Annotated in this window: 23 protein-coding genes and 1 riboswitch; of the genes, 7 read left to right on the forward strand and 16 right to left on the reverse strand. The window is 73.2% G+C overall.

Features of this window, described 5'->3' with window-relative positions:
- Positions 1-20: 20 nt before the first annotated feature.
- Both IEY99_RS16555 and IEY99_RS16560 read right to left on the reverse strand, forming a co-directional pair.
- Complete coding sequence (locus tag IEY99_RS16555; protein WP_189204136.1) at positions 21-434, reverse strand: hypothetical protein; 414 nt, start codon at positions 432-434, stop codon at positions 21-23.
- A 365-nt stretch (positions 435-799) separates the two neighbouring features.
- Entirely contained in the window at positions 800-2,134 is a 1,335-nt protein-coding gene (locus IEY99_RS16560; RefSeq protein ID WP_229798797.1) for an APC family permease, read from the reverse strand.
- 79 nt (positions 2,135-2,213) lie between these two features.
- Here IEY99_RS16560 and IEY99_RS16565 point away from each other — a divergent pair, with 79 nt between their 5' ends.
- On the forward strand, positions 2,214-2,678 hold the full coding sequence (locus IEY99_RS16565) for an Lrp/AsnC family transcriptional regulator (protein WP_189204138.1): 465 nt from the start codon (positions 2,214-2,216) through the stop codon (positions 2,676-2,678).
- A gap of 18 nt (positions 2,679-2,696) precedes the next feature.
- On the opposite strand, the gene IEY99_RS16570 is transcribed toward IEY99_RS16565, so the two are convergent.
- The 12 genes from IEY99_RS16570 to IEY99_RS16625 form a co-directional block, all read right to left on the reverse strand.
- Entirely contained in the window at positions 2,697-3,494 is a 798-nt protein-coding gene (locus IEY99_RS16570) for an MBL fold metallo-hydrolase (RefSeq protein WP_189204140.1), read from the reverse strand.
- 49 nt (positions 3,495-3,543) lie between these two features.
- Positions 3,544-3,954, reverse strand: coding sequence for an SMI1/KNR4 family protein (locus tag IEY99_RS16575; RefSeq protein ID WP_189204142.1), 411 nt, complete (start codon positions 3,952-3,954; stop codon positions 3,544-3,546).
- 176 nt (positions 3,955-4,130) lie between these two features.
- A complete protein-coding gene (locus IEY99_RS16580; RefSeq protein WP_189204144.1) occupies positions 4,131-4,550 on the reverse strand; it encodes a hypothetical protein in 420 nt (139 codons plus the stop codon).
- A gap of 75 nt (positions 4,551-4,625) precedes the next feature.
- Positions 4,626-5,306, reverse strand: coding sequence for an MBL fold metallo-hydrolase (locus IEY99_RS16585; protein WP_189204146.1), 681 nt, complete (start codon positions 5,304-5,306; stop codon positions 4,626-4,628).
- A gap of 41 nt (positions 5,307-5,347) precedes the next feature.
- The gene (locus tag IEY99_RS16590; protein ID WP_189204148.1) at positions 5,348-6,418 is read right to left on the reverse strand and encodes a polyprenyl synthetase family protein; all 1,071 of its coding nucleotides are present in this window, start codon (positions 6,416-6,418) and stop codon (positions 5,348-5,350) included.
- On the reverse strand, positions 6,415-7,797 hold the full coding sequence (locus IEY99_RS16595; protein WP_189204150.1) for an alkaline phosphatase family protein: 1,383 nt from the start codon (positions 7,795-7,797) through the stop codon (positions 6,415-6,417). Before IEY99_RS16595 ends, IEY99_RS16590 begins: the two co-directional genes overlap by 4 nt.
- Complete coding sequence (gene eboE / locus IEY99_RS16600) at positions 7,794-8,945, reverse strand: metabolite traffic protein EboE (protein ID WP_189204152.1); 1,152 nt, start codon at positions 8,943-8,945, stop codon at positions 7,794-7,796. Before eboE ends, IEY99_RS16595 begins: the two co-directional genes overlap by 4 nt.
- The gene (locus tag IEY99_RS16605) at positions 8,945-9,793 is read right to left on the reverse strand and encodes a TatD family hydrolase (RefSeq protein WP_189204154.1); all 849 of its coding nucleotides are present in this window, start codon (positions 9,791-9,793) and stop codon (positions 8,945-8,947) included. Before IEY99_RS16605 ends, eboE begins: the two co-directional genes overlap by 1 nt.
- Positions 9,793-10,389 (reverse strand): EboA domain-containing protein, encoded by a 597-nt coding sequence (locus tag IEY99_RS16610; RefSeq protein WP_189204156.1) that lies wholly within the window; start codon positions 10,387-10,389, stop codon positions 9,793-9,795. Before IEY99_RS16610 ends, IEY99_RS16605 begins: the two co-directional genes overlap by 1 nt.
- Positions 10,386-11,231, reverse strand: coding sequence for a sugar phosphate isomerase/epimerase family protein (locus tag IEY99_RS16615; protein WP_189204158.1), 846 nt, complete (start codon positions 11,229-11,231; stop codon positions 10,386-10,388). Before IEY99_RS16615 ends, IEY99_RS16610 begins: the two co-directional genes overlap by 4 nt.
- Positions 11,228-12,076, reverse strand: coding sequence for an SCO3242 family prenyltransferase (locus tag IEY99_RS16620; protein ID WP_189204160.1), 849 nt, complete (start codon positions 12,074-12,076; stop codon positions 11,228-11,230). The genes IEY99_RS16615 and IEY99_RS16620 overlap by 4 nt, the downstream gene beginning before the upstream one ends.
- A complete protein-coding gene (locus IEY99_RS16625; protein ID WP_189204162.1) occupies positions 12,073-13,209 on the reverse strand; it encodes an inositol-3-phosphate synthase in 1,137 nt (378 codons plus the stop codon). Before IEY99_RS16625 ends, IEY99_RS16620 begins: the two co-directional genes overlap by 4 nt.
- 186 nt (positions 13,210-13,395) lie before the next feature.
- Here IEY99_RS16625 and IEY99_RS16630 point away from each other — a divergent pair, with 186 nt between their 5' ends.
- Both IEY99_RS16630 and IEY99_RS16635 read left to right on the forward strand, forming a co-directional pair.
- Positions 13,396-14,619, forward strand: coding sequence for a PP2C family protein-serine/threonine phosphatase (locus IEY99_RS16630; RefSeq protein WP_189204164.1), 1,224 nt, complete (start codon positions 13,396-13,398; stop codon positions 14,617-14,619).
- Entirely contained in the window at positions 14,616-14,972 is a 357-nt protein-coding gene (locus IEY99_RS16635; RefSeq protein WP_189204166.1) for an STAS domain-containing protein, read from the forward strand. Before IEY99_RS16630 ends, IEY99_RS16635 begins: the two co-directional genes overlap by 4 nt.
- Positions 14,973-14,991: 19 nt before the next feature.
- Here IEY99_RS16635 and IEY99_RS16640 read toward each other — a convergent pair whose 3' ends face one another.
- Together IEY99_RS16640 and metH are read right to left on the reverse strand one after the other, a co-directional pair.
- The gene (locus IEY99_RS16640; protein ID WP_189204168.1) at positions 14,992-15,630 is read right to left on the reverse strand and encodes a response regulator transcription factor; all 639 of its coding nucleotides are present in this window, start codon (positions 15,628-15,630) and stop codon (positions 14,992-14,994) included.
- 134 nt (positions 15,631-15,764) lie between these two features.
- Positions 15,765-19,376 (reverse strand): methionine synthase, encoded by a 3,612-nt coding sequence (metH, locus tag IEY99_RS16645; protein ID WP_268245120.1) that lies wholly within the window; start codon positions 19,374-19,376, stop codon positions 15,765-15,767.
- Between the two features lie 19 nt (positions 19,377-19,395).
- A riboswitch (S-adenosyl-L-homocysteine riboswitch) is annotated at positions 19,396-19,472 on the reverse strand.
- Positions 19,473-19,752: 280 nt separating this feature from the next.
- Between metH and IEY99_RS16650 the strand changes: the two genes are divergently transcribed.
- From IEY99_RS16650 to IEY99_RS16665, 4 genes are all read left to right on the forward strand, one after another.
- A complete protein-coding gene (locus IEY99_RS16650) occupies positions 19,753-20,784 on the forward strand; it encodes an MHYT domain-containing protein (protein WP_229798799.1) in 1,032 nt (343 codons plus the stop codon).
- A 413-nt stretch (positions 20,785-21,197) separates the two neighbouring features.
- On the forward strand, positions 21,198-22,565 hold the full coding sequence (locus IEY99_RS16655; protein ID WP_189204170.1) for an ABC transporter substrate-binding protein: 1,368 nt from the start codon (positions 21,198-21,200) through the stop codon (positions 22,563-22,565).
- Positions 22,566-22,677: 112 nt separating this feature from the next.
- On the forward strand, positions 22,678-23,619 hold the full coding sequence (locus IEY99_RS16660) for a carbohydrate ABC transporter permease (RefSeq protein ID WP_189204824.1): 942 nt from the start codon (positions 22,678-22,680) through the stop codon (positions 23,617-23,619).
- On the forward strand, positions 23,616-24,530 hold the full coding sequence (locus tag IEY99_RS16665; RefSeq protein ID WP_189204172.1) for a carbohydrate ABC transporter permease: 915 nt from the start codon (positions 23,616-23,618) through the stop codon (positions 24,528-24,530). Before IEY99_RS16660 ends, IEY99_RS16665 begins: the two co-directional genes overlap by 4 nt.
- Positions 24,531-24,602: the final 72 nt, after the last annotated feature.

Raw genomic sequence — 24,602 nt, forward strand, 5'->3', positions numbered from 1 at the left:
AGCAAAGACGTTCCTAGCTTCTATCGGTTGAGTCGGCTGCTGATGTCGCAGGTGTCCGAGCCCCAGTCGTCGGTGCAGATCTGGTACCAGCCGTACGAAACGAAGTTTACGTCGTTGGAAGAGAACGTACGGCTCTCCGTGCCACATCCGGAAGCGCTGCCGTTCCCGTCACTGACCTTCGAACTCCAGGCGTATCCGAGAATCTTGCCCTGACCGTACACACCATTGCCGTCAGCCGCAGTGTCACACACCGTGCCACTCACCTTCATTCCACCACGGTAGGTGCCGTTGAAGGTGTAGGAACCCTTGAAGCGCATCTTGTCATCGCCCAGATCGAGCGTTCCACTGCCGTAGGCGTAGGCGGACGACCCGATCGCGAGCGCAGCGAGGCTTCCCAGGCCGATGGCAGCGACGATGTTCTTGCTCTTCGACACAAAAACTCCTGACGAAAGGACAGACGGGCGTCCATCGACGCGGGGCACATCTGTCAATGTTCTCACCCCCGCTCGGGGGCGCCAGGAAAGCTTGCTGCGGAAAGACCTGCGGATCAACGCCCTGTTGGCGGACAATCTCGCTATCTCACTGGCGGCACCCTTGACCGTTCGGGCGGACGACCTCGGCCGAACACACGCCTTTATAGACCAATGTGTCGTAGGGGCGAGTGAAGGGACCCTTCGAGGGACCACTGCCTAAACAGGAACAGCACGAGTACCAGCATTCCCCGGAGCGCCATTTCGTGGGTTGCGGCTCAGCTGAACCGCTCGCCCCACAGGCACCAACTGCTGGCCGAGCTGGCCGGTCACAGTTGGCGGCACCCTGCCCGGGCCCGCCCCGCGTCCGGGCCCGGGCCCGCCTGCGTGCCCTCCGGCCGGCGCCGGGCAAAGGCCCCCGCGCCACGACTGCCAGCGCGGTCTGCGCCGGCACGGCCCCCGCCGGCACGGCGGGTGAGAGCCCTAGCCGTGAACCCGGCGAGCGCGACGACCGCGGGCACCACCACGTAGCTGCCGCTGAGCAGGAGTGTCAGTCCGGTGAGCGCAGTGCCGGCGATCGCGGTCGCGCGCATCGGGCCCGCCGGCAGCAGCCGGACCGCCGCCAGGCTGCCCAGGGCCATGACGGCGGCCAGGCATGCCGAGGTCGCCCGCAGAAGGGGATCCAGGCCGACCGGCCGGAGCAGCGTGGCCGCGCCGACGACGGCGACCCCCGCGCCCAGCGCCACCAGACTGCGGTACGGCGACGAGATCCGGTGCGGCAGCAGCCGTCGCCCGGCGAGCGCCACCGCCAGGCGGGACGCCCCGGCCACGTACGTGTTGATCGCGCCGAACGTCAGGACCAGGGCCGCGACCGTGGTCACCGGTCCGGCGGCCGCGCCGATCCGCGTGGCCAGCATGGCCGTGAGCGGCACCGGCGAGGACGCCGCGCCGGAGCCGACGACCGTGACCGCCACGCCCAGATAGACCATGGTGATCGCCGCCAGGGTGAGGCCGGTCGCCGTCAGCAGGCGCCGCCCGGCGAACTCCGCCGAGAGGTGGCTGGCGGCCTCCCAGCCCACGAAGGCGAAGATCAGGACACCGGCCGCGCTGCCGACGCCGCCGAGGCCGTGCGGCAGGAAGGGCTCGAAACGGCCGGCGCGGACCGCGGGCAGGCTCGCGGCGACCGCGGCGGTCAGCACCGCGAGCAGGATGCCGACCATCACGACCTGCATGCGACCGCTGGTCCGCAGACCCGCCGCGTTGGCGGCGAACGCCGACGCCAGCAGTCCGCAGGCGAACACCGCGGCGACCCGGCCGTCCCCGCCGAACGCCTGCGCCGCGTAGACGCCACCCGCGAGCGCCCCGGCCAGCGTGCCGAGCGGCACCGCGGCGAGGAACCACCATCCGGCGATCGAGTACGCCCAGCGGCCCATCGCCATCCCGGCGAAGTGCGCCACCCCGCCGCCGTCCGGATGGCGCAGCCCGAGCAGTGCGAACGTGAACGCGACCGGGACGCTGATGAGGATCAGCGCCGCCCAGGCCAGAACCGATCCGGGTCCCGCCGCCTCCGCGGCCAGGTGCGGAAGCACCAGCATGCCGGGTCCCAGCACACCACCGAGCACGGTCGCCGTCCCCTGCCACACTCCCAATCGATGCCGTGTCATGCGACGACGGTAGGCAACCGTTCGATCCGAGCCCCCGCACGCCGAACGAATGGTCGAAACCCGATGGCAAAATGGGCCGGTGGACGAACTTGACGCGCGAATCGTCGGCCTGCTCCAGTCAGATGCCCGGCTCTCCAACCGGGAGCTCGCCCGGCAGCTCGGCGTCGCCCCGTCGACCTGCCTGGAGCGGGTCCGGTCGCTGGCCCGCCGCGGCGTGATCAGGGGCTATCACGCCGACATCGACCCGGCGGCGCTCAACCGCGGCGTACAGGCGATGATCTCGGTGCAGGTCCGGCCGCTGAGCCGGGCCGTCATCGACACCTTCAAGGCATCGGCGGCGCAGATGCCCGAGGTGCTCAGCGTCTTCGTCCTGGCCGGCGGTGACGACTTCCTGCTGCACGTCGGGGTGCCCGATCTCGACGCGATGCACGCCTTCCTCCTCGACCGGCTCAGCAAACGCCGCGAGGTCACCGGCTTCCGCACGTCCGTCATCTACCAGCAGGTCAGCAACCCGGCGCCGGGCCTGCTCCCCGGGCCCGCCTGACCGCGGAGGCGCCGACGCTCAGACGCGTACCGGGAGCTCCAGGGTCTGGCCCCGCTCCACCGGCCGGATGCCCGTCAGGCCCGCCTCGCGCGCCCGGTCCAGGTACGTGGAGACCGGCATCTTCTGGACCTTGTAGTCGTCGTTGTGGATCGGCACGGTCAGCCCGGGCCGGATCAGCTCGGTGGTGGCGACGCCGTGCCGGTCGTCCATGGTCAGCAGCATGCCGAGCACCCGGGTGCCCCCGAGGTGGATGAGCATGGCGTCGATCGGGCCGCACCGCTGCGGGATCTCCTGCAGCCACGGGCCGTGCAGGGTGTCGCCCGTGATGTACAGGCGCAGGCGGCAGCGGCCCTCGGCTTCCAGCTCGAGCACCGAGCCCATCACCGCCGGCAGCAGCAGGTCGACCGGGCCGGGCCCGTGCCTGCCGGGTACGGCCGTGACGCGCAGCCGCTGGCCGCCGCGCTCCCACTCGCAGGTCTCCCAGGTCGCCAGCCCTCGGGCGTCGCTGAACCGCTTGCGCCGCAACCTGCGCTGCGCCTGCGGGGTGGTGACGATCGGCAGCCCGGACGGCAGGTCGCGGCGCGCGGCCCGGTCGAAGTGGTCGCCGTGCAGGTGCGACAGCAGCACGGCGTCCAGCGCCGCGACGTCGACCACCTCCAGGACCGGGTCGAGGACGCGCTTGGTCCACAGGCCGTTGCCGAGGTACACCCGGCTGCCCGCCGGCCCGAAGGCCGGGTCGGTCAGCAGGCTGAAGCCGCCCAGGCGGAGCACGGTGGTCGCGTTGCCCACGAAGGTCACGCTCGCGTTCACGGTCATCCCGGGCGCGTACCCGCGGACGAGGCGTTCATGCGGGCCCCGGCGCGGATCAGCCGAGGTCGTCGCCGGCGAGCGCGCGGGTCACGTAGTCCGCCAGGTCGGTCGCGACCGTGCGACACACACCGGTGCGCCGCTCCCAGGCGACGATGCCGCGCGACGGGTCCGCGGGGACGCAGCCGACCAGCTCGTCGCCGTCCGCGCCACCGCCCCCGAACAGGAGCAGAGCGCCGGGCCGCAGCGCAAGGTTGTCGCGCACGATGCGCTCGACCGGCCACACCACGGGCAGGCCGCCACGGCCGCGCACGCCGCCGGTCTCGCACAGCAGCTCGGCGAGGTCCTCCGGGAGCGCCGCACCGAGCCGCTCCCCCGCGGCCGCGACGTCCTGCGGGGCCGCGGCACCGGCGAGCGTGGCCGAGGGCAGCACCGCGAGGACGACGTCACGCCACGAGACCGCGAGCATGGTGGCCATCCTACGAGGACGGCCGGTCCCGGACGAGGACCGGCCCGTTTCCACCACATCGACGCACGTCATGCAGGATCGGCCGGGAGCACGGACGCGGGCGGGGCGAGGAACCGGCAGCTTTCGATCACGTCGGGTCCCCGGGTCGACAGCCGACTCCGGATGAAGAGGCGAGGTCAGGAGGGCGGGATGGGGATGTCCGGCTCGGCGGCCCGCGCCGCCCGGATGCGCACGCCCAGCTCGTACAGTCGGCGGGCGTCGGTCTGGGCGTATTCCAGCGCGCGCGTGGCGAGCTGCTCGGCGGCACGGCTGACCGTCTCGGCGACCTCGCGGGCCACCGCGTGCGCCGCCTCGGCCTGGTCGACCTGCGCGACGAGCCTGAGGTTGCCGGGCTCCTCGCGGTGCGCGTCGCGCAGCACGGTGAGCAGCTCCCAGGCCAGGCGCTCGTCGCGGTGGGCGGCCTGCTGGGCATCGGCCGCCGAGAGGGCGGCCAGGTCACGGTTGACGGCACGCACCGCTATGTCGTCGCGCAGCGCTTCGTACTCGGCGAGGAGCTGACGGCGCTCCTCCGGCGACATCCCCGAAAGCTCGGACACCCCAGCAAGCTAGCACCGCGGACCGCAGGTTTGTCCACCGTCGACCCGAACGAGGACGCAGATGCCGGTCGATGTTCAGCGGTCGGCGGCGACGTAGGCGCGGAACGCCTCGACGGCGCGCCCGGTCAGGGCGCGACCGTGGCCGAAGACGGCGTGGTCGAAGTCCAGCTCGGCGAGCCGGGCGACGCTGCGGCGCTGCGCGTCCAGATCCGCCGAGACCATCTTCGGGGCACTGCCGATCCGGCCCCCGCGCCGCCCGCCCGCCGCGTCGCCGGCGAAGAGCACCCCTCCCGCGCGGTCCAGCAGGTACGACATGTGGCCGGGGGTGTGCCCGGGGGTGTGCAGGGCGGTGAAGCCCGGCACGGGCACGGCGCCGTCCTCGCTCACCACCTCGTCGACCGTCGCGGGCTCCGCCCGGCCCATGACGAGGCCGACCAGCTTCACCACCGGGTGGCGCGAGACCGCCTGGATCTCTCCGGTCACGTACGGCACGTCGTCGCGGTGGGCGACGACCCGCGCCCCGGACCGGCGGCGCACCTCGGCGAGGCCGCCGGTGTGGTCGGGATGGTGGTGGGTGAGCAGCACGGTGGTGACGTCGCCGATCGTGCGGCGGATGTCGTGCAGGGCCCGCCCGATGCGCGCCGACCGGCCCGGCAGTCCGGTGTCGACGAGCACCACGCCGTCGTCGGTGACGACGAGGTGCACGTGGACATAGCCGATCCCGACCTCGAAGACGCCGTCCACCACTTCACGCATGGCGTGATGATGCCATCCCCGGCGCAGGGGCGGGGAGGGGATCAGCGATGACGGGTGACGACCGAGGCAGCCAGCGTGGCCAGGGCCGCCCGCGCGTCCGGGGTGAGCGGCGCGCGGTCCAGGGCCGCGGTGGCCGCGGCGGCGCGCCGCCCGATCAGCTCCTCGATCCCGTCCCTGGCGCCGGTCGCCTCGATGATCGCCCGCAGCTCCCCCGCGCCCGCCTCGTCGAGGCCGGGATCGCCGAAGAGCTCCCGGATCCGGGCGTGCTGGGCCCGGTCGGCGCGGTCGCGGGCCAGCGCCAGCATCGCGGTGGGCTTGCCCTCGCGCAGGTCGTCGAGGACCGGCTTGCCGGTGACGGCGGGGTCGCCGAAGACGCCGAGCACGTCGTCGCGCAGCTGGAAGGCGTCGCCGAGCGGATCGCCGAAGGCCTGCAGCGCCGCCTGCAGCCGCGGGCCGGCCCCGGCCAGTCCGGCGCCGATCTGCAGCGGCCGGGTGACGGTGTAGCGGGCGGCCTTCATCCGGATCACGGTGAGCGCCCCGGCGACCGAGCCGTGGCCGACGCCGGACACGAGATCGAGGTACTGACCGGCGATGACCTCCGTGCGCATCGCCGTGAACATCCGGTAGCCGCGGTGGATCCACTCGACGGGCAGACCGCAGTCGTGGAACATGTGGTCCGCCCAGGCGGCGCAGAGATCGCCGCAGAGCAGGGCGGCGCTCTGGCCGTACCGGACGGCCTCGCCCCGCCAGCGGTGGCGGGCGTGCAGGTCGGCGAAGTGGCGGTGGACGGTCGGCTGGCCGCGGCGCAGCGCGCTGCCGTCCATGATGTCGTCGTGGATGAGGGCGAAGGCGTGGAACAGCTCCAGCGCCGCGGCGGCCGCGACGATCGCCTGGCCGTCGGGCTGCCCGGCGCCGCGCCAGCCCCAGTAGCAGAACATCGGGCGCAGGCGCTTGCCGTCGGCGAGCACGAACCGGCGGACGGCGTCGAGCACCCCGCGGGGTGTGCCGTCCGGCCAGTGCGGGCGCTGCCGGTCCAGGTACGCGACGAGCGCCGCCTCGCACCGGCGGGCCAGCCCGGCCGCGTCGGTCTGCGCGGCCGTCCCGACGGTCACGACCTCAGCCCCGCGAGCTCGAGCAGCAGCCCCTTCACCTCGGTGGCGGCGACCGCCGGGCGCTGGGCCGCCGGGTCGGAGCAGAGCAGCACCGGCGCGTCGGCCGGGTCGGTGGGCGGGCGCCCGTGCGAGCCGCGGACCGCGCGGGCGCCGGCGTCCAGGCCCACCACGCTCATCGTGTAGCGCAGGCCGAGCTTCCTGCGCAGCAGGGCGAGCGCGGCGCGGCCCCGGGCCGCGGCCGGGCCGGCCGGGTCGAAGAAGAGCTCGGCGGGGTCGTAGCCCGGCTTGCGGTGGATCTCGACCAGCCGCGCGAAGTCGGGCGCCGCGGCGTCGTCGAGCCAGTAGTAGTAGGTGAACCAGGAGTCGGGCTCGGCGACGACGACCAGCTCGCCCGAGCGTTCGTGGTCGAGCCCGTGCGCGGCCTGGGCGGGCCGGTCCAGCACCTCGGCGACGCCGGGCAGGCCGGCGCAGAGCTTCGCCACCGCCGGGACGTCGTCGGCGGACGCCACGTAGACGTGGGCGATCTGGTGGTCGGCCACGGCGAAGGCCCGCGAGGTCCAGGGATCGAGGTACTCCATCCCGGCCTGGGTGTACACGTGCAGCAACCCCTCGGCGCGCAGCAGCCGGTTGACGTCGACGGGCCGGGACACGTCGGTGATGCCGTACTCGGACACGACGGCGACGACCGCCCCGCGCCGGGCGGCGGCGTCGAGCAGCGGGCCGAGGGTGGCGTCCAGCTCGGCGGCGGCCCGGGCGGCCTGCGGGGCCGACGGGCCGTGGCGTTGCAGGTCGTAGTCGAGGTGCGGAACGTAGACCAGGGTGAGGTCCGGGTCGTGCGCGGCCATGATCCGCTGCGCCGCGCCGCAGATCCAGGCCGAGGAGGCGATCCCGGCCTTCGCGCCCCAGTAGCTGAACAGCGGGAAGGTGCCGAGCTCGGCGGTCAGGGTGTCGTGCAGCTGCGGCGGGTACGTGTAGCAGTCCGGGTCCTTGCGCCCGTCGGCGTGGTAGATCGGCCGCGGGGTCACCGTCCAGTCGACCGGGGCGCCCATCGCGTACCACCAGCAGACGTTGGCGACGGTGTAGCCGGGTACGAGCGAGCGGGCGGCGTCCCACACCTTCTCGCCGCGGACCAGGGCGTGGTGCTGGCGCCAGAGGAGCACCTCGCCGAGGTCGCGGAAGTACCAGCCGTTGCCGACGATGCCGTGCCCGCTGGGCAGCGTGCCGGTGAGGAACGTCGACTGCACCGTGCACGTCACCGCGGGCAGCACGGTGCCCAGCGGCGCCTGGAAGCCGGCCTCGGCGAGCCGCGTCAGGCGGGGCATGTGCCGCAGCAGCCGCGGGGTCAGGCCGACGACGTCGAGCACGACCACGGGCCTCACGACGGCACCCCCTGGGCGGTCGCGAGCCCGAGCGCGGCCAGCCGGGCGCGGGCGAAGAAGAGCTCCGCGGCGATGCCGGACGCCAGCTCCGCGGGGCCCGCCGGCCGCGACGCCGGCGGCAGCACATGCCAGGTGTACGTCTCCACGTCCAGGTGGTCGCAGCCGGCCGTGTCACCGCCCAGCAGCTCCCGCAGGGCGGCGGCGAGCACGTCGACGGTGGAGCGCAGCGGCGGGACCGGCGCCTGGTGCAGCGGCACGTGGTAGTGCACCCGCCACGGCTGCGCGTCGCCGCCGGGCGTGGCCAGCGCCTCGTCCAGGTCGTCGGCGGCCAGCCCGGCCGAGCCCCGGGTCTGGTGCAGGAAGCGCGGTTCGGCGTACTCGCCGAGCACGGCGGCGTCGCGGCGCGGGTCGGCGCTGGCCAGCGCCGCCGACAGCTGGGTCTTGACCACCGGCAGCCCCGCTCGGCGCAGCCGCCGCAGGGCCTGCGCCGGCTCCTCCCACGCGCAGGCGAGGTGGGCGAGGTCGAGGCAGACACCGAGCACCGACGTGTCGGCCTCGCCGAGCAGGGCGACCGCCTCCGCGGTCGTCTCGACGACGCAGCCGGGCTCCGGCTCGAAGGCCACCCGTACCGGCCGCGGCAGCTCGTGCAGGCCGCGGGCCAGGTCGTCGAGGGCCCGCCGGCAGGCGCCCGCCCGGTCCGCGTCCCAGGGTTCCCGCCAGGCCAGCGGCAGCGTGGAGATCGACCCGCGCGCGGCGTCACCCGGCAGCAGGTCGGTCAGGATCCGGGCCAGGTCGAGGGTGTACGCGAGCCGCTGCGGCCTGGTCCAGTCGGGCTGGTAGACGGCGTGCTTGACCACCGGCTCCTGGAACGCCTGGTACGGGAACCCGTTGAGGGTCACCACCTCCAGCCCCCGGGCGTCCAGGGCGCGGCGCAGGCGCCGGCGGTCGGCGGGCGCCCCGGCGAGCCCGGCGGCGACCGGCGCGGCCAGCCACAGGCCGAGCCCGAGCACGTCGGCGCCGAGGCGCTCGCGGATCGGCACGGCGTAAGTGTCGAGCTGCGCCAGGATCCCGTCGAGGCTTTCGGCGGCATGGACGTTGGTGCAGTACGACAGGTGCACGGTCGTCCCGTCGGGGTGGTACAGGCGCATCAGCTGCCTCCCCGGGCGATCGAGCTGCCGGCGTACGCCCCCGATCCGTCGGGCGGCGAGAGGTCCAGGCGCCCCGACCGCCCGTAGAACTCGGCGGGGTTGCGCCACAGCACCCGGTCGACCTCGTCGGCGGTGAACCCGGCCTCGAGCATCGCCCGCCCGGTGGCGACGGTCAGCAGCGGGTCCGAGTGGCCCCAGTCGGCGGCGGAGTTGACCAGCACGCGCTCGGTGCCGTACTGCGTCAGGATCTCCACCATCCGCGACGGCGACATCTTGGTCTCGGGGTAGATGGAGAAGCCCAGCCAGCAGCCGGAGTCGCGGACCATGGCGACCGTGACCTCGTTGAGGTGGTCGACGGCGACCATGCCGGGGTCGATGCCGCAGGCGGCGACGACCTCCAGGCTGCGGCGGGTGCCCGCCGCCTTGTCCCGGTGCGGGGTGTGCACCAGCGCGGGCAGCTCGTAGCGCACCGCCAGCTCCAGCTGGGCGGCGAAGGCCTCGTCCTCGGCCGGCGTCATCGCGTCGTACCCGATCTCACCGACCGCGACCACCCCGTCCTTGTCGAGGTAGCGCGGCAGCAGGTCGAGCACTCCCTTGCAGCGCGGGTCGTTGGCCTCCTTGGGGTTGAGCGCGAGGGTGGCGTGGTGGCGGATGCCGAACTGCGAGGCCCGGTACGGCTCCCACCCGAGCAGCGAGTCGAAGTAGTCGGCGAAGGAGCCCGGGTTGGTGCGCGGCTGCCCGAGCCAGAACGCGGGCTCGACCACCGCCCGTATCCCGTGGTCCGCCATCCTGCGGTAGTCGTCGGTGGTCCGAGAGGTCATGTGGATGTGCGGGTCGAAGACGCGCATCAGTCCTCCTTGCGCAGCAGGTGGCGGTTGAGCAGCGCGACGGCGTCGGCGCTCAGCCGGCGTCCGGCGGCCGCGCGCTCGGTGGCCAGGGCGGCGAGCATGGCGACCAGCGCCGCGTCGGTGCGGTCGTCGAGGCGGTCGACACCGCTGAGCGCGATGCCCATGAACACGCACTTCACCACGCCCTGGCGCCAGGTGGCGGCGTCGAGGTGCGCCGCGTACGGCCCGAGCGCGGCCGCCACGAGCCGCGGGTCGTTGCTGCGCAGCGCGTCCTCGGCCAGCGGCACCCCGGCGGCGCCGATGTCCAGCAGGGGCAGGGCGTGCAGCACGGCGAGGCGCTCGGCGGAGTCGCCGTACCAGTAGAGCTCGGCGACCCGGTCGGCGGCGGCGACGGCGAGCAGCAGCAGGACCCGTCCGGCCTGCCCGGCGGTCCAGCCGGGACGCTCCGGCAGCGGCTGGCGGCCGAGCTTGCGACCGGCCCGGGCGAACAGCGGCCCGGCGCTGTCCGGGTCGGCCCGGACCCGGGCCTCCGCCTCGTCGAACCAGGCCTTGCCGGGTACGGCGGCCACCACCGCCCGCAGCTCCTCGAGGGTCACCGCGGCACCTCCCGCTCGGCGGCCCGCAGAAAGGCGAGCGACTCCCGGGCGACCGTGGGTGCCGCGTGGGAGTGCCGGGGCAGCTCGACGGCGACCAGGCCGCGGTATCCGCCGTCGATCAGGGCCCGCAGCACGGGTGGGAAGTCGATCTCCCCGGTGCCGAGCTCCAGGTGCTCGTGCACGCCCCGCCGCATGTCGTCGATCTGCACGTTGACCAGGTACGGCACCGCCGCCGCGACGCAGTCCGGCACGGGCTCGGGCTCGACGCAGCGGCAGTGCCCGATGTCGAGGGTGAGCCCGAACGCGGCGGGGGCGCCCAGCTCGCCGCGCAGCCGGTGCCAGCCGGCGAGGTCCGCCACGAGCATCCCCGGCTCGGGTTCGAAGCCGACCGGCACCCCGAGCGCGGCGGCCACGCCGGTGATCTCGGCGCATCCGTCGACCAGGCGGCGCCAGGCGGTGCGCTCGTCCACCTCGGCGGGACGGGTCCCGGCCCAGAACGACACCGCCTCGGCGCCGAGGTCGGCGGCGACGGAGACGGCCCGGCGCAGGAAGTCCAGCCGCAGCTTGCGGTCGTCGTGCAGCAGGGTGGGCGCGTGCTTGCGCCACGGATCGAGCAGGTAACGGGCGCCGGTCTCGACGACCACGCCGAGGTCGCGGTCGCGGAGCCGGTCGGCGACCGCGGCGACCCGGCGGGCGAGCCCGGGGGCGAACGGGTCCAGGTGGCCGTGGTCGAGGGTGAGCGCGACACCGCGGTAGCCGAGGCCGGCGATCACCTCGATCGCCTCGGTGAGGCGGTGGCCGGCGAAGCCGTTGGTGCCGTAGCCGTACCGCAGGGCGCTCATGTGGGCGACACCCGGCGGGCGAGCCGGCGGCCGAGCGGCGCGGCGGCCGCGACCGCGAGACCGGCGAGCGTGCGGCCGGCCCCGGCGGTGAGCGCGCCCTGCAGCGCGGGCAGCGCCGTGATGCCCGCCCCGACGGCGGCACGCACCCGGGCGGCCCGCGGATCGGCGATCACCGCGGCCTGCGCCCGGCCTACGTCGGCGGCGTACCGGCCGGCGAGCAGCGCGGCCGCCGGTCCGCCCCGGGCGGCCGTCACGCCGGCCACCGCCGTGGTGGTCGCCAGGGCGGCGGCGGGCAGCGACGGCGTGGGACATCCCGCGACCTCGTGCCGGGACATGACGGTGACCACGTACGTGTGCACGGCGATCGTCGCGGCGGTCGGCAGCGCCCGGACCGCAGCTCCGGCGCTGGCGCCCAGCAGCACGTCGAGTGCCCGGCAGGCGGCCATCCCGGCCGGTCCGGCGGCGGTGTCCTTGAGGCGCAGGTCGTAGGCCCACACCGCGGCGGCCAGCGGGACCGCGGCGGTGAGCGCCCGGGAACCGCCGGCGCGGCCGGCGATCGCCAGCCCGGCGGCGGTGAGCCCGGCGGCGACGCCCAGCGCGACCGGCGGGCTCACCCGGCCCGACGGGATGGGGCGCTCCGGGCGCTGCACGGCGTCGAGATCGCGGTCGGCCCAGTCGTTCGCGGCCATCCCGGCCCAGTAGAGGCAGACCGACGCGGCCGCGAGCCCGGCGCTGCGGGCGCCGAGGGTGCCCGCGGCGGCGGCGCCCGCCACCACGTCCCCGGGTACGGACAGCGCGGCGGGCGCGCGGACCAGCTCGGCGAGGGCCCGCAGCGGCGCCTTCATCGGCCCAGCCCGGCGGCGAACCCGGCGAGCGCGTCCCACTGCGCGGCCAGCGCGCAGGGGCCGTCGCCGAGCGGGTCCTTGAAGAAGAAGCCCAGCTCGGTCAGGGGTCCGTGCCGCCCGGCCCGGTGCGCCGCCGCGGTGAGCCGGGCCAGGTCGAGCACGAGCGGCGCGGCGAGCGCGGAGTCGCAGCCGTGCCAGGTGAACTCCATGCGCATCCGGGTGCCGAGGAAGCCGGCGAAGGTGATCAGGTCCCAGGCGGTCTTGAAGTCGCCGAGCTCGGCGACGTGGTCGATGCGGCTGGTGCCCTCCGGGCGGTAGCCGAGCGCGTCGCCGAGCACCCGCTGCTTGCTGGCGACCTTGGCGGCGTTCGCGGCCGGGTCGGCGAGGTTGGCGCCGTCGCCGCCGCCGAGCAGGTTGACGCCGGACCAGCTGGTCACCCGCAGATGGCGCCGGGCGAACATCGGCGCGAGCACGGACTTGACCAGCGTCTCGCCGGTCTTGCCGTCGTGGCCGGCGTAGGGCACGGCGGCCGCGGCGGCGAGCTCGGCCAGCGCGGGCAGGCGCGCGCCGGTCGACGGGGTGAAGTCCACGAAGGAGCAGCCCGCCACGAAGGACGCGTACGCGGCCAGCGAGCTCGGCGGCAGCACGGCCTCCGGACCGGCGAGCGCCTCGCGCAGCGCCGCGAGCGAGGCGTGCGCGCCGTGGCGGGCCACGGCCGGCTCGGTGGCGGCGACGTTGACGACCACGACCCGCTCGAGGGCGTGGCGCCGGCGGAAGTCGCGCAGGTCGGCGGCGATCGCCCCGGCGATCCACGCCTGGGTTCCGCCGTCGGGCAGCGGGCGCAGATCCTGCTCGGCCCGGCCGAGCTCGTCGGCGAGGGCGGCGACGAGGCGGCCGGGCAGCACGCCGGCGGCGGCCAGGTCCTCGGCCTTCTTCGTCACCGGCAGGGTCACCACGTCGTGGCCGCCGAACACCAGGTCCGCCCAGCCGGGGAGGGGGGCGCCGCGCAGCTCCGGCAGCTCGGTGACGCAGCCCGTGGGCCCGGCCAGGCGGGCCCGCAGGGCGAGGGCTCCGGTCAGCGCGGTGACCGCGACGGAGCCGCGCGCGCCGATCAACCAGACTCCGGTACGCATGCGGCATCCCCTCCGAAGACACGGACCCGGCTCGCAGTAACGCGATGTGTCTTGTGCGTTACGTGAGGCGACGCTAACGCAGTCCCGGCGCCAAAGGAAACCCTCAATATCGAGAAACTTCTCTATCGGTCGGGAGAACTTTCTTGTCCTCCGTACGAAAGTGGGCACGCCCCGTAGGGTGGCGGCATGATTGTCGAGGCGGACCCCTGGTACGGGCTCATCGTGGAGCTTCTGGACCGGTCCCATCTGTGGCGCCCCGAGGACATGGGCGGCGTGCTGGACGGGGCGGCCGAGCGCCTCGGCCTGCGGATGACGGTGTACGTCGCCGACGCCGAGCAGCGCTCGCTGCGGCCGCTCGCCGTGCCGGGACGCTCCGCCCCCGCCCCGCTGCCCATCGACGCGCATGCCGCCGGACGGGCCTTCTCCCTGGTCGAGTCGGTGGTCGCGGACGGCCGGCGGTGGGTGCCGATGGTCAACGGCACCGACCGGATCGGGGTCGTCGAGGTGGCGACGCCGGACGGGACCGCGCCGGACGAGCGGCTGGCCCGGCCGTGCGAGGTCGTCTCCGGCCTGGTCGGGCACCTGATCACCACCACGCTCCCCCGAGGCGACCACCTGCACCGGGCCCGCCGGTCGAGGCCGATGACCGCCGGCGCCGAACTGCTCTGGCAGCTGCTGCCGCCGCTGACGGTCAGCATCGCCGACTTCGCCGTCGCCGCGGTGCTGGAGCCGACGTACGACGTCGGCGGCGACGCCTTCGACTACACGGTGGACGGCCGCCGGCCGCAGTTCGTCGTCCTGGACGCCGCGGGACACGGCCTGAAGGCCGGCCTGGCCGCGGCGGTCGCGCTCGCCTGCCTCCGCGCCGCGCGGCGCTCCGGCGGCGACCTGCCGGACCAGGCCCGGGCCGCCGACGAGGAGCTGCTGCGGCAGTTCCCGGACGCCCGGTTCGTCACGGCGGTCCTCGCCGAGCTGGACCTCGACACCGGCGTGCTGCGCTACCTCAACGCCGGTCACCCGCCGCCGCTCGTGCTGCGGGACGGCGCGGTCGTCGAGACGCTGGCCGAGGGGCGCCGGCTGCCGCTCGGCATCGCGGACCCGCGCGCCACATGTGCCGAGATCACCCTGCGGCCCGGCGACCGCCTGCTGCTCTACACCGACGGTGTCACCGAGGCACGGGACGCCGCCGGCGTGCCCTTCGGGCAGAACCGCCTCGCCGACAGCCTGGAACGGCACGCCGCCGAGGGGTTGCCGATCCCCGAGACCCTGCGCCGGCTCTCGCACACCGTCCTCGCCCACCAGAGCGGACCCCCGGCCGACGACCTCACCCTGCTCCTGGTGGAATGGTCGGCGGGCGCGGCACGGCGAACCGTGCCGCCCACCTCACGAGGGGGCGAACAGGCAGCATGAATCCCGACATCCTCAGCGTGACCTTCCACGACCCGGCGGACGGGGTCAGGGTGCTGTCGGTGGCCGGGGAGATCGACCACGACAGCGTCGAGGTGCTGCGCGACGCGGTGGAACGGGCCCTGGCCGACGGCCGGGACCGCCTCGTGTGCGACCTCTCGGCCGTGCCGTTCTGCGACTCGGGCGGCCTGAGCCTGTTCGTCGAGACCCACCGGCGCGCCACGGCCCGGGGCGGCTGGCTGCGGCTTGCGGGCCCGCAGGACCAGGTCCGGTTCGTGCTCGACGTCGCCAACCTCGACCGTTATCTGGGCGTGCACCCCACCCTGGACGAGGCACTCTCCGCGGCCGGGCAATAGCGGCAGGATCCGCGCCGGCTCAGGCCGGGGGCGTCAGGCGGAAGCCGACCCCGCGCCGGTTCTCGATCCAGGCCGGGTCGCCGAGCTTGCGGCGCAGGCTGGCCACGTGGAAGTCGAGCGTACGGCCCGGCCCCGCGAACTCCGGTCCCCACACCGTCTGCAGTATCCGGTGGCGGTCGACCACGGCGCCCGGGGCCTCGGCCAGCAACGCCAGCAGGTCGAACTCCTTGGGGCTCAGCGACACGGGTATCTTGTGGACCCGTACCTGGCGGGCGCCGACATCGATGGTGAGCGGTCCACAGGCGCGTACCGGCGGCGCGGCGGGGCGGCCGCCGACCGCGCGCATCCGGTCCACGACGTCGCGGACGCTGACCGGCTTGGGCAGGTAGTCGTCGGCGCCGAGGGCCGTGCCGAGGATGCGTTGCGCGTCGTCGCCGGGCGCCGTGAGCATGATGAGCTTGGCGTCGCCGGTACGCCGGCGGACCTCGATGCCGTCGAGGTCGGGCAGCCCCGCGTCGAGCAGCACCAGGTCGGCGGGGCGCGCGGCGAGCGCGGCGGCGCCGGTCGTGACGTGCTCGGCGACGATGCCGTAGTGGGCCAGGCCGCCGACCAAAGGCTCGGCGACGGACGCGTCGTGTGCCACCAGCAGAACCCTCATGGCCGCTGATACGGACGGCACGCCCCTCGCGGTTCAGCGCGGGGCGCCCGGAAAGATCGCGGCCGGGCGCCGAGCACGAGCCGCAGGGCGTACGACCACGCCGCCGGCCCGGCGCCGGGCCAGCGGCGACCGGCCTACGAGATCTCGTAGGCCAGGTTGGGGCGCAGCCACCGCTCGACCTCGTCGACGGTGAGGCCGCGTCGGGCCGCGTAGTCCTCGATCTGGTCCCTGCCCAGCCGGCCCACGGTGAAGTAGCGGGACTGCGGGTGGGCGAAGATCAGGCCGCTGACCGCCGCCGCCGGGGTCATCGCGTACGACTCGGTGAGGCCGATGCCCAGCGACTGCGCGCCGAGCAGCTCGAAGAGGTCCTTCTTCTCGCTGTGGTCGGGGCTGGCCGGGTAGCCGAGCGCCGGGCGGATGCCGCGGAAGCGCTCGGCGTGCAGGTCCTCGATCACCGGGTCGGCGTCCGGCTCGAACCAGTCGCGGCGGGCCTGCAGGTGCAGGTGCTCGGCGAAGGCCTCGGCGAGGCGGTCGGCGAGCGCCTTGACCATGATGGCGCGGTAGTCGTCGTGCTCGGCCTCGTAGCGGGCCGCCAGCTCCTCGGCGCCGTGGATCGCGACGGCGAAGCCGCCCAGGTGGTCCTGCTGCGTCCCGGCCGGCGCGATGTAGTCGGCGAGGCAGCGGTTGGCGCGGCCCTCCGGCTTGGCGGTCTGCTGGCGCAGCATCGGGAAGCGCACGCCGTTGTCCAGCACGATGTCGTCGCCGTCGGCGTGGGCGGGCCAGAAGGCGTACGCGCCCCGGGCCTGGAACGCACCGTCCGCGATGATCTTGTCGAGCATGGCGTTGGCGTCGTCGTAGAGCTCGCGGGCGACCGGTTGCTCCAGGATCGCCGGGTACTTGCCCTTGAGCTCCCAGGCCAGGAAGAGGAACTGCCAGTCGATCATCCCGCGCAGGACGGCGAGGTCCGGCGCGACCGTGCGGACGCCCGTGAAGGCCGGCGTCGGCAGGTCGGTGAAGTCGACGACCTCACGGTTGGCCCGCGCCTGCTCCAGGGTCAGCAGCGGCTGGCTGTGCCGGCCGGCGTGCTGCTCGCGCAACCGCTGCTGCTCGGCGCGGTTGGCCTCGTCCAGGCTGCGGGCGCGGTCCGGGTCGAGCAGGTCGGAGACCACCCCGACGACCCGCGAGGCGTCCAGGACGTGCACGGTGGGGCCCTCGTACACGGGGGCGATGCGCACCGCCGTGTGCTGCCGCGACGTGGTGGCCCCACCGATGAGCAGCGGCAGGGTGATCCCCCGGCGCTGCATCTCGGCGCCGACCGCGACCATCTCGTCGAGCGACGGGGTGATCAGGCCGGAGAGGCCGATCGCGTCGGCGCCCTCGGCGATCGCGGTGTCGAGGATCCTGGCGGCGGGCACCATCACGCCGAGGTCGATCACCTCGTAGTTGTTGCAGCCCAGCACCACGCCGACGATGTTCTTGCCGATGTCGTGCACGTCGCCCTTGACCGTGGCGAGCACGACCTTGCCCTGGCCGCGGCCGCCGGCCTTCTCCTTCTCCATGAAGGGTTCCAGGTAAGCGACCGAGCGCTTCATCACGCGGGCGCTCTTGACCACCTGGGGCAGGAACATCCGGCCCGAGCCGAACAGGTCGCCGACGACCTTCATGCCGTCCATCAGCGGGCCCTCGATGACGTCGAGGGGACGGTCCAGCAGCTGCCGCGCCTCCTCGGTGTCCTGCTCGACGAAGTCGACGATGCCGTGGACCAGGGCGTAGGAGAGGCGCTCGGCGACCGGGGTCTCGCGCCAGGAGAGATCGACCGTGCGCTTGGTGCCGGAGCCGGTGACCGTGGAGGCGAAGGTGACGAGCCGGTCGGTGGCGTCCTCGCGGCGGTCGAAGATCACGTCCTCGACGAGCTCCAGCAGGTCGGCCGGGATGTCCTGGTAGACGGCGAGCTGGCCGGCGTTGACGATGCCCATGTCCAGGCCGGCGCGCACGGCGTGGAACAGGAAGGCCGAGTGCATGGCCTCACGGACGACGTCGTTGCCGCGGAACGCGAACGACAGGTTGGAGATGCCGCCGCTGGTGCGCGCGCCCGGGCAGCGCTGCTTGATCAGCGGCAGCGCGTCGATGAAGGCCTTGGCGTAGCCGTTGTGCTCGGCGATGCCGGTGGCCACGGCCAGCACGTTGGGGTCGAAGATGATGTCCTCGGGCGCGAAGCCGGCCTGCTGCACCAGCAGGTCGTACGCCCGGGCACAGATTTCGACCTTGCGCTCGGTGGTGTCGGCCTGGCCCTGCTCGTCGAAGGCCATGACGACCACGCCGGCGCCGTAGTCGCGGATCTTGCGGGCCTGCGCCAGGAAGGGCTCCTCGCCCTCCTTGAGGCTGATCGAGTTGACCACGCCCTTGCCCTGCACGCACTTGAGGCCGGCCTCGAGCACGCTCCACTTGGAGCTGTCGATCATGACAGGGATGCGCGCCACCTCCGGCTCGGTGGCGATCAGGTTGAGGAACGTGGTCATCGCCCGCTCGCTGTCGAGCAGGTCCGCGTCCATGTTGACGTCGAGCAGGTTGGCACCGCCGCGCACCTGCTCCAGCGCGACGTCCACGGCGGCCTGGTGGTCGCCGGCCTCGATGAGGCGGCGGAACTTCGCCGAACCGGTGACGTTGGTGCGCTCGCCGATCATGACGAAGCCGGTGTCCGGCCCGATGGCGAACGGCTCGAGGCCGCTGAACCGGGTGGTGCGCGCGGGCTCGGCGACCGGGCGCGGGGCGCTGTGGCGCACCGCGCCGGCGATCGCGGCGATGTGCGCCGGCGAGGTGCCGCAGCAGCCGCCGACGATGTTGACCATGCCGTCGGCGGCGAACTCGCGGATCAGGCCCGCGGTCTCCTCCGGGGTCTGGTCGTAGCCGCCGAACGCGTTGGGCAGCCCGGCGTTGGGGTGGCAGGCGACGAACGTGCCGGCCAGCCGGGACAGCTCGGCGACGTGCGGGCGCATCTCGGTCGCGCCCAGCGAGCAGTTGACGCCGACCACCAGCGGCTCGGCCCGCTCGATCGAGCGCCAGAAGGCCTCGACGGTCTGCCCGGACAGGGTGCGCCCGGACAGGTCCACGATGGTCACGGAGATCCACAGCGGCAGCTCCGGGGCGACCTCGCGGGCGGCGGCGATCGCGGCCTTGGCGTTGAGCGTGTCGAAGATCGTCTCGACCAGCAGCAGGTCCACGCCGCCCTCGGCCAGCGCCTGGATCTGCTCCGCGTACGTGGCCTTGACCTGGTCGAAGGTCACCGTACGGTAGGCCGGGTCCTCGACCCGCGGGGAGAGCGAGAGGGTCACGTTGAGCGGCCCGACCGAGCCGGCGACGAACTTGCCACCGGCCTCGTCGGCGGCCTGCCGGGCGAGCTGGGCGCCGCGCAGGTTCATCTCGCGCACGAGCGGCTCGAGGCCGTAGTCGGCCTGGGCGATGCCGGTCGCCGTGAAGGTGTTGGTCGTGGTGATGTCGGCGCCCGCGGCGAGATACTGCCGGTGGACGTCGAGGATGACGTCGGGCCGGGTCAGGTTGAGCAGGTCGGGGTCGCCGGTGACGTCCTTGGGGTGGCCGGCGGCGATGAGGTCGCCGCGGTAGTCGGCGGGGGTCAGCTTCGCGCCCTGCAGCATGGTGCCCCAGGCGCCGTCGAGCACCAGGACCCGCTCGCCCATCAGCCGGCGCAGCGTCGCCGTCACGTCCCGGTTCTGCGCTGTGACTGACACAGTGACCACCTCCGCGGAAATCTCGGAGGCGCCCTTGTGTCGGTGTTTCCAGTCCGAGCGTGGCGGGTTGTCCCCGTCGCAGCGCCCCTCGGCCTGGCGCACAAGGTTACCCGAAGGCGGTCGTATCGCCTCCGGAGGCGGCCGCCTTCCCGCCAGGTGGACGCGGCGCGGACCGTCGCCGGGGGCGCGGCGACGGCCGCGGCGGCCCGATCGGCATCGACGGCGGGCGATCGGGAGGTGGAGATCACCTATGTGATCATCCGGAAGGGCGCCGGCGCCTCGTCCCAACGGCCGGTTCTGCCCTAATATCCCCTCGCTGATTGCCCAAGGTCGCTCCGCACCCGGCACGATGCATCGGTACGCACTTTCGCAGGAGATGACCGACATGGAGATCCACCACTTCGAGCACGGCTGGGTCACGCCGACCGCCAGCTACCTGCTGTCGGTGCTCGGCTCGCTGCTCGGACTGATGTGTGCGACGCGCCTGCGCGCGGCCCGGACCGGCGGCGGCCGCGCCTGGTGGCTCATGCTCTCCGCGGTCGCCATCGGCGGCACCGGCATCTGGACCATGCACTTCGTGGGCATGCTGGGCTTCGACGTGGTGGGCACGCCGATCCGGTACGACCCCGGCATGACCGCCGCCAGCGCGGGCCTGGCGATCGTGGCGGTCGGTGCCGGCCTGCTGGTCGTCTTCGGCGGGGAACGGGCCCGCACCCTGCGACTGCTCGCCGGCGGCCTGCTCGCCGGGCTGGGCGTCGCCGGGATGCACTACGTGGGCATGGAGGGCGTGCACCTCAACGGCGAGATCCTGTACGACACGACGAAGGTCGCCGCCTCCGTGCTCGTCGCCGTCGTGGCGGCCACCGCGGCGCTCTGGCTCACCGCCACGGTCCGGCGGCCGGCCGCGATCGCCGTCGGCGCCCTGGTGATGGGCATCGCCGTCAACGGCATGCACTACACCGGCATGGCGGCGATGTCGGTGCGCTCCGGCGCCCCCGACGGCTCCCCGGCCGGCGTGACCGGATCGTCGCTGCTCATCCCGATCGGCCTCGCCGCGATCTTCGCCATCCTCGGCCTGGTGTCCGCACTGATGGCCATCCCGACCGACGAGGACCGCGAGGCGGCCGCCTACCTGGCCGCCCGCGCCCGGCACGGCGAGCGCACCCCGGCCGCCGCGCAGCGACCGGCGTTCGGCGGCACCCCGGCCGCCGCGCAGCAGCCGGCGTTCGGCGGCGCCCCGGCCGGCCAGCAGCGGCCGGCGTTCGGCGGCACCCCCTCGAGCGCCCCGGCCCCCGCCCCGGCGCCGGCCGCGGGCGATGCGCACGGCACCGGGCGCGTCCCGCGGCAGCGCCGCTCGGCGCTGGGCGACGCCAGCTGGACGTACCGGGACCGCACGCCGCGGCAGTGATCCGCGCCGAAGGGGCCCCGCGCACGGCGACGGGGCCCCTTCGGCATGCCCGGGAACCGATGACGGCGGAGCCGCCGGGACCACCGGACGGCTTCGTGACGTGACCTCGGCGCGCGCGGATACACCATGCGGACGCCCGCTGTCGCCAGCCGTTCGGACGTGAAAATTCTTGCGGTCACGGCAAGCCTCACGCATCGATCTTGATAACTGGATTATTGCCCCTGGTCAGCGCAAAGGCACCTTACGTTTTATTAAGCTGCCAACTCTCCGGCCGCTCCGGTGCCGAATCGTTACTTGCTTGATCAATCGGAAACATTGCGAAAGCCCGCCGCCCGCTCTTGACTGACAGCCGGGGGAACCGGAGACAGTGACGGTTTTGTCACGCACCGGCGTGATGTGACATAGGGAGAGGCATGTTCGGTCAATCCAGGAGTCAGCGTCTGCGGGGCGCGCTCGCCGGCACACTGGGCGTCGGCCTGGTGGTCGGCCTGGCCGCCTGTGGCGGCGGCGGCGACTCGGACGACGATTCCACGGCGAAGCAGTCCATCGACTGCTCGGCCTTCAGCTCGTACGGCGACCTGAAGGGCAAGAAGGTCACCGTGTTCGCAAGCATCGTGACGCCGGAGGACAAGGCGTACACGGACTCGTACAAGCCGTTCGAGGACTGCACCGGCGTCGACATCGTGTACCAGGGCGACAAGTCCTTCGAGACCCAGGTCCTCGTGCAGGCCAAGGCCGGCAACCCGCCGGACATCGCGATCGTGCCGCAGCCGGGCCTGCTCAAGCAGCTCGTCGCCACCGGCAAGGCCGTCGAGGCGCCGGCCGAGGTCGCCGCCAACGTCGACAAGTTCTGGGGCAAGGACTGGAAGGGCTACGCCACGGTCGACGGCAAGTTCTACGCCGCGCCGTCGGGCGCCAGCGTCAAGTCCCTGGTCTGGTACTCGCCCACCGAGTTCAAGGAGAAGGGCTACCAGGTCCCGACCACGCTGGACCAGCTCAAGGAGCTGAGCGACAAGATCGCCGCGGACGGCGGCCGCAAGCCGTGGTGCGCCGGCATCGCCAGCGGTGAGGCCACGGGTTGGCCGATCACCGACTGGATGGAGGACTTCATGCTCCGGCTCTCCGGGCCGGAGACGTACGACAAGTGGGTCAACCACCAGATCCCGTTCAACGGCCCCGAGTCCACCGCGGCCCTGGACGCGGTCGGCGCGTACCTGAAGAACGACAAGTACGTCAACGGCGGCCTCGGCGACGTCAAGAGCATCGCGACCACGACGTTCCAGGACGCCGGCCTGCCCATCGTCGACGGCAACACCTGCTCCCTGCACCGTCAGGCGAGCTTCTACGCGGCGAACTTCCCGAAGGACGTCAAGGTGGCCGAGGACGGCGACGTCTTCGCGTTCTACCTGCCCGGCAAGGACGCCAGCAGCAAGCCGGTGCTCGGCGGCGGCGAGTTCAACCTGGCGTTCGCCGACCGGCCCGAGGTCAAGGCCTTCCAGACGTACCTGTCCACCGACACCTGGGCCAACAACAAGGCCAAGGTCTCGCAGGGCTGGGTCAGCGCCAACAAGGGCATCGACCCCAACAACCTGAGCAACCCCATCGACAAGCTGGCCGCGACCATCCTGAAGGACCCGAACACCGTGTTCCGGTTCGACGGCTCGGACCAGATGCCGGCCGCGATCGGCTCGAACGCGTTCTGGAAGCAGACGACGAGCTGGATCACCGGTCAGGACACCAAGACCACCGTGAACAACATCGAGAACGCGTGGCCCAAGTGATCTAGAACCATCCCCGGGGCCGGTCGCCGCGAGGTGACCGGCCCCGCTGGCCCTTCAAGGAGGTACGGGTCGCGTGTTAACCGCCGAGACCAACACCGCGAAGATCGGGCTGATGCTCGCCGCGATCCTGCTCTTCGCCGCGGTCGTGGGCGTCATCCTGTTCGTCGCCACCCTGTTCCGCGGCCGCCGCGCCGACCGCTGGGTCGCGTACGCCTATCTCGCCCCGACCCTGCTCATGCTGCTGGTCGGCCTGGTCTATCCGGGCCTGCGCACGATCTACCAGTCGTTCTTCGACGCCGCCGGCAAGGCGTTCATCGGGCTGGACAACTACCAGACCATCTTCACCGACGCCGACCAGCTCACGGTGCTGCGCAACACGGTGTTCTGGGTCGTCGTCACGCCGTTCGTGGCCACCGCCGTCGGCCTGCTCTACGCCATCCTGGTCGACAAGTCGCCGTTCGAGTCGGCGGCCAAGGCGCTGGTCTTCCTGCCCATGGCGATCTCCTTCGTCGGCGCGTCGATCATCTGGAAGTTCGTCTACGAGTACCGGCCCGACCAGGGCAACGTGAAGCAGATCGGTCTGCTCAACCAGATCCTGGTGTGGTTCGGCGGCAAGCCCCAGCAATGGCTGGTCGACTCGCCGCTGAACACGTTCCTGCTGATCGTGATCATGATCTGGATCCAGGCCGGCTTCGCGATGACCGTGCTCTCCGCGGCCATCAAGGCGATCCCGGACGACATCGTCGAGGCCGCCCGGCTCGACGGCGTCACCGCCTGGGGCATGTTCCGCTTCGTCACCCTGCCGGCGATCCGGCCGGCGGTGGTCGTGGTGCTGACCACCATCGGCATCGGCACGCTCAAGGTCTTCGACATCGTGCGGACGGCCACCGGCGGCCAGTTCGACACCAGCGTCGTCGCCAACGAGTTCTACAGCCAGAGCTTCCGCAGCGACAACCAGGGCCTGGGCGCGGCGCTCGCGGTCCTGCTGTTCCTGCTGGTGATCCCGATCGTCGTCTACAACATCCGGCAGCTCCGCCGATCGGAGGCGCTATGACCACCACCACCCCACCCGCGGCCGCCGTGCCGGTCGCGGCCGGGCAGCCCTCCGCGGCGGCCGTCGCGAAGCGCAAGCTCAGCTCGCCGTGGGCCTCGCTGGCGGCGATCGTCATCGCGGTGCTGTGGACCCTGCCGACCTTCGGCCTGCTCGTGTCGTCCTTCCGCCCCGAGCGGGCGATCAAGACGACCGGCTGGTGGACGTTCTTCACCGACCCGAAGCTCACGCTGGACAACTACCGCGCCGTGCTCGACTCGGAGAGCGGGGCCGGGCTGGGCGCGTACTTCGTCAACTCGCTGGTGATCACCATTCCCTCGGTGCTCATCCCGCTGACCCTGGCGACGATCGCGGCGTACGCCTTCGCCTGGATGAAGTTCCCGGGCCGCAACATCCTGTTCCTGGTGATCTTCGCCCTGCAGATCGTGCCGTTGCAGGTGACGCTGATCCCGCTGCTCACCCTCTACGTGGACGCGGGCCTGGCGAACACCTTCTGGACGATCTGGCTGTCGCACTCCATCTTCGGCCTGCCGCTGGCCATCTACCTGCTGCACAACTTCATGCGGGAGGTGCCCTCGACCCTGCTGGAGGCGGCCCGCATGGACGGCGCCGGCCACGTGTCGATCTTCTTCAAGGTGCTGCTGCCGCTGCTGCGCCCGGCACTGGCCGCGTTCGGCATCTTCCAGTTCCTCTGGGTGTGGAACGACCTGCTGGTCGCCCTCACCTTCGCCGGTGGCGGCGACGCGGTCGCCCCGGTCACCGTGGCGCTGGCCAACCTGAGCGGCACCCGGGGCACGGCGTGGCACCTGCTGTCGGCGGGGGCCTTCGTCTCCATCCTGGTCCCGGTGACGATCTTCCTGCTGCTGCAGCGGTACTTCGTCCGCGGCCTGCTCGCCGGCAGCGTCAAGGGCTGACCGCTCGGCACCGCGTGCCGGACGAACACCGCGGCCGCCCGGATGATCCGGGCGGCCGCGGTGTGTTCGGGA

The organism is Couchioplanes azureus (assembly GCF_014648355.1).
Lineage (GTDB): Bacteria > Actinomycetota > Actinomycetes > Mycobacteriales > Micromonosporaceae > Actinoplanes > Actinoplanes azureus.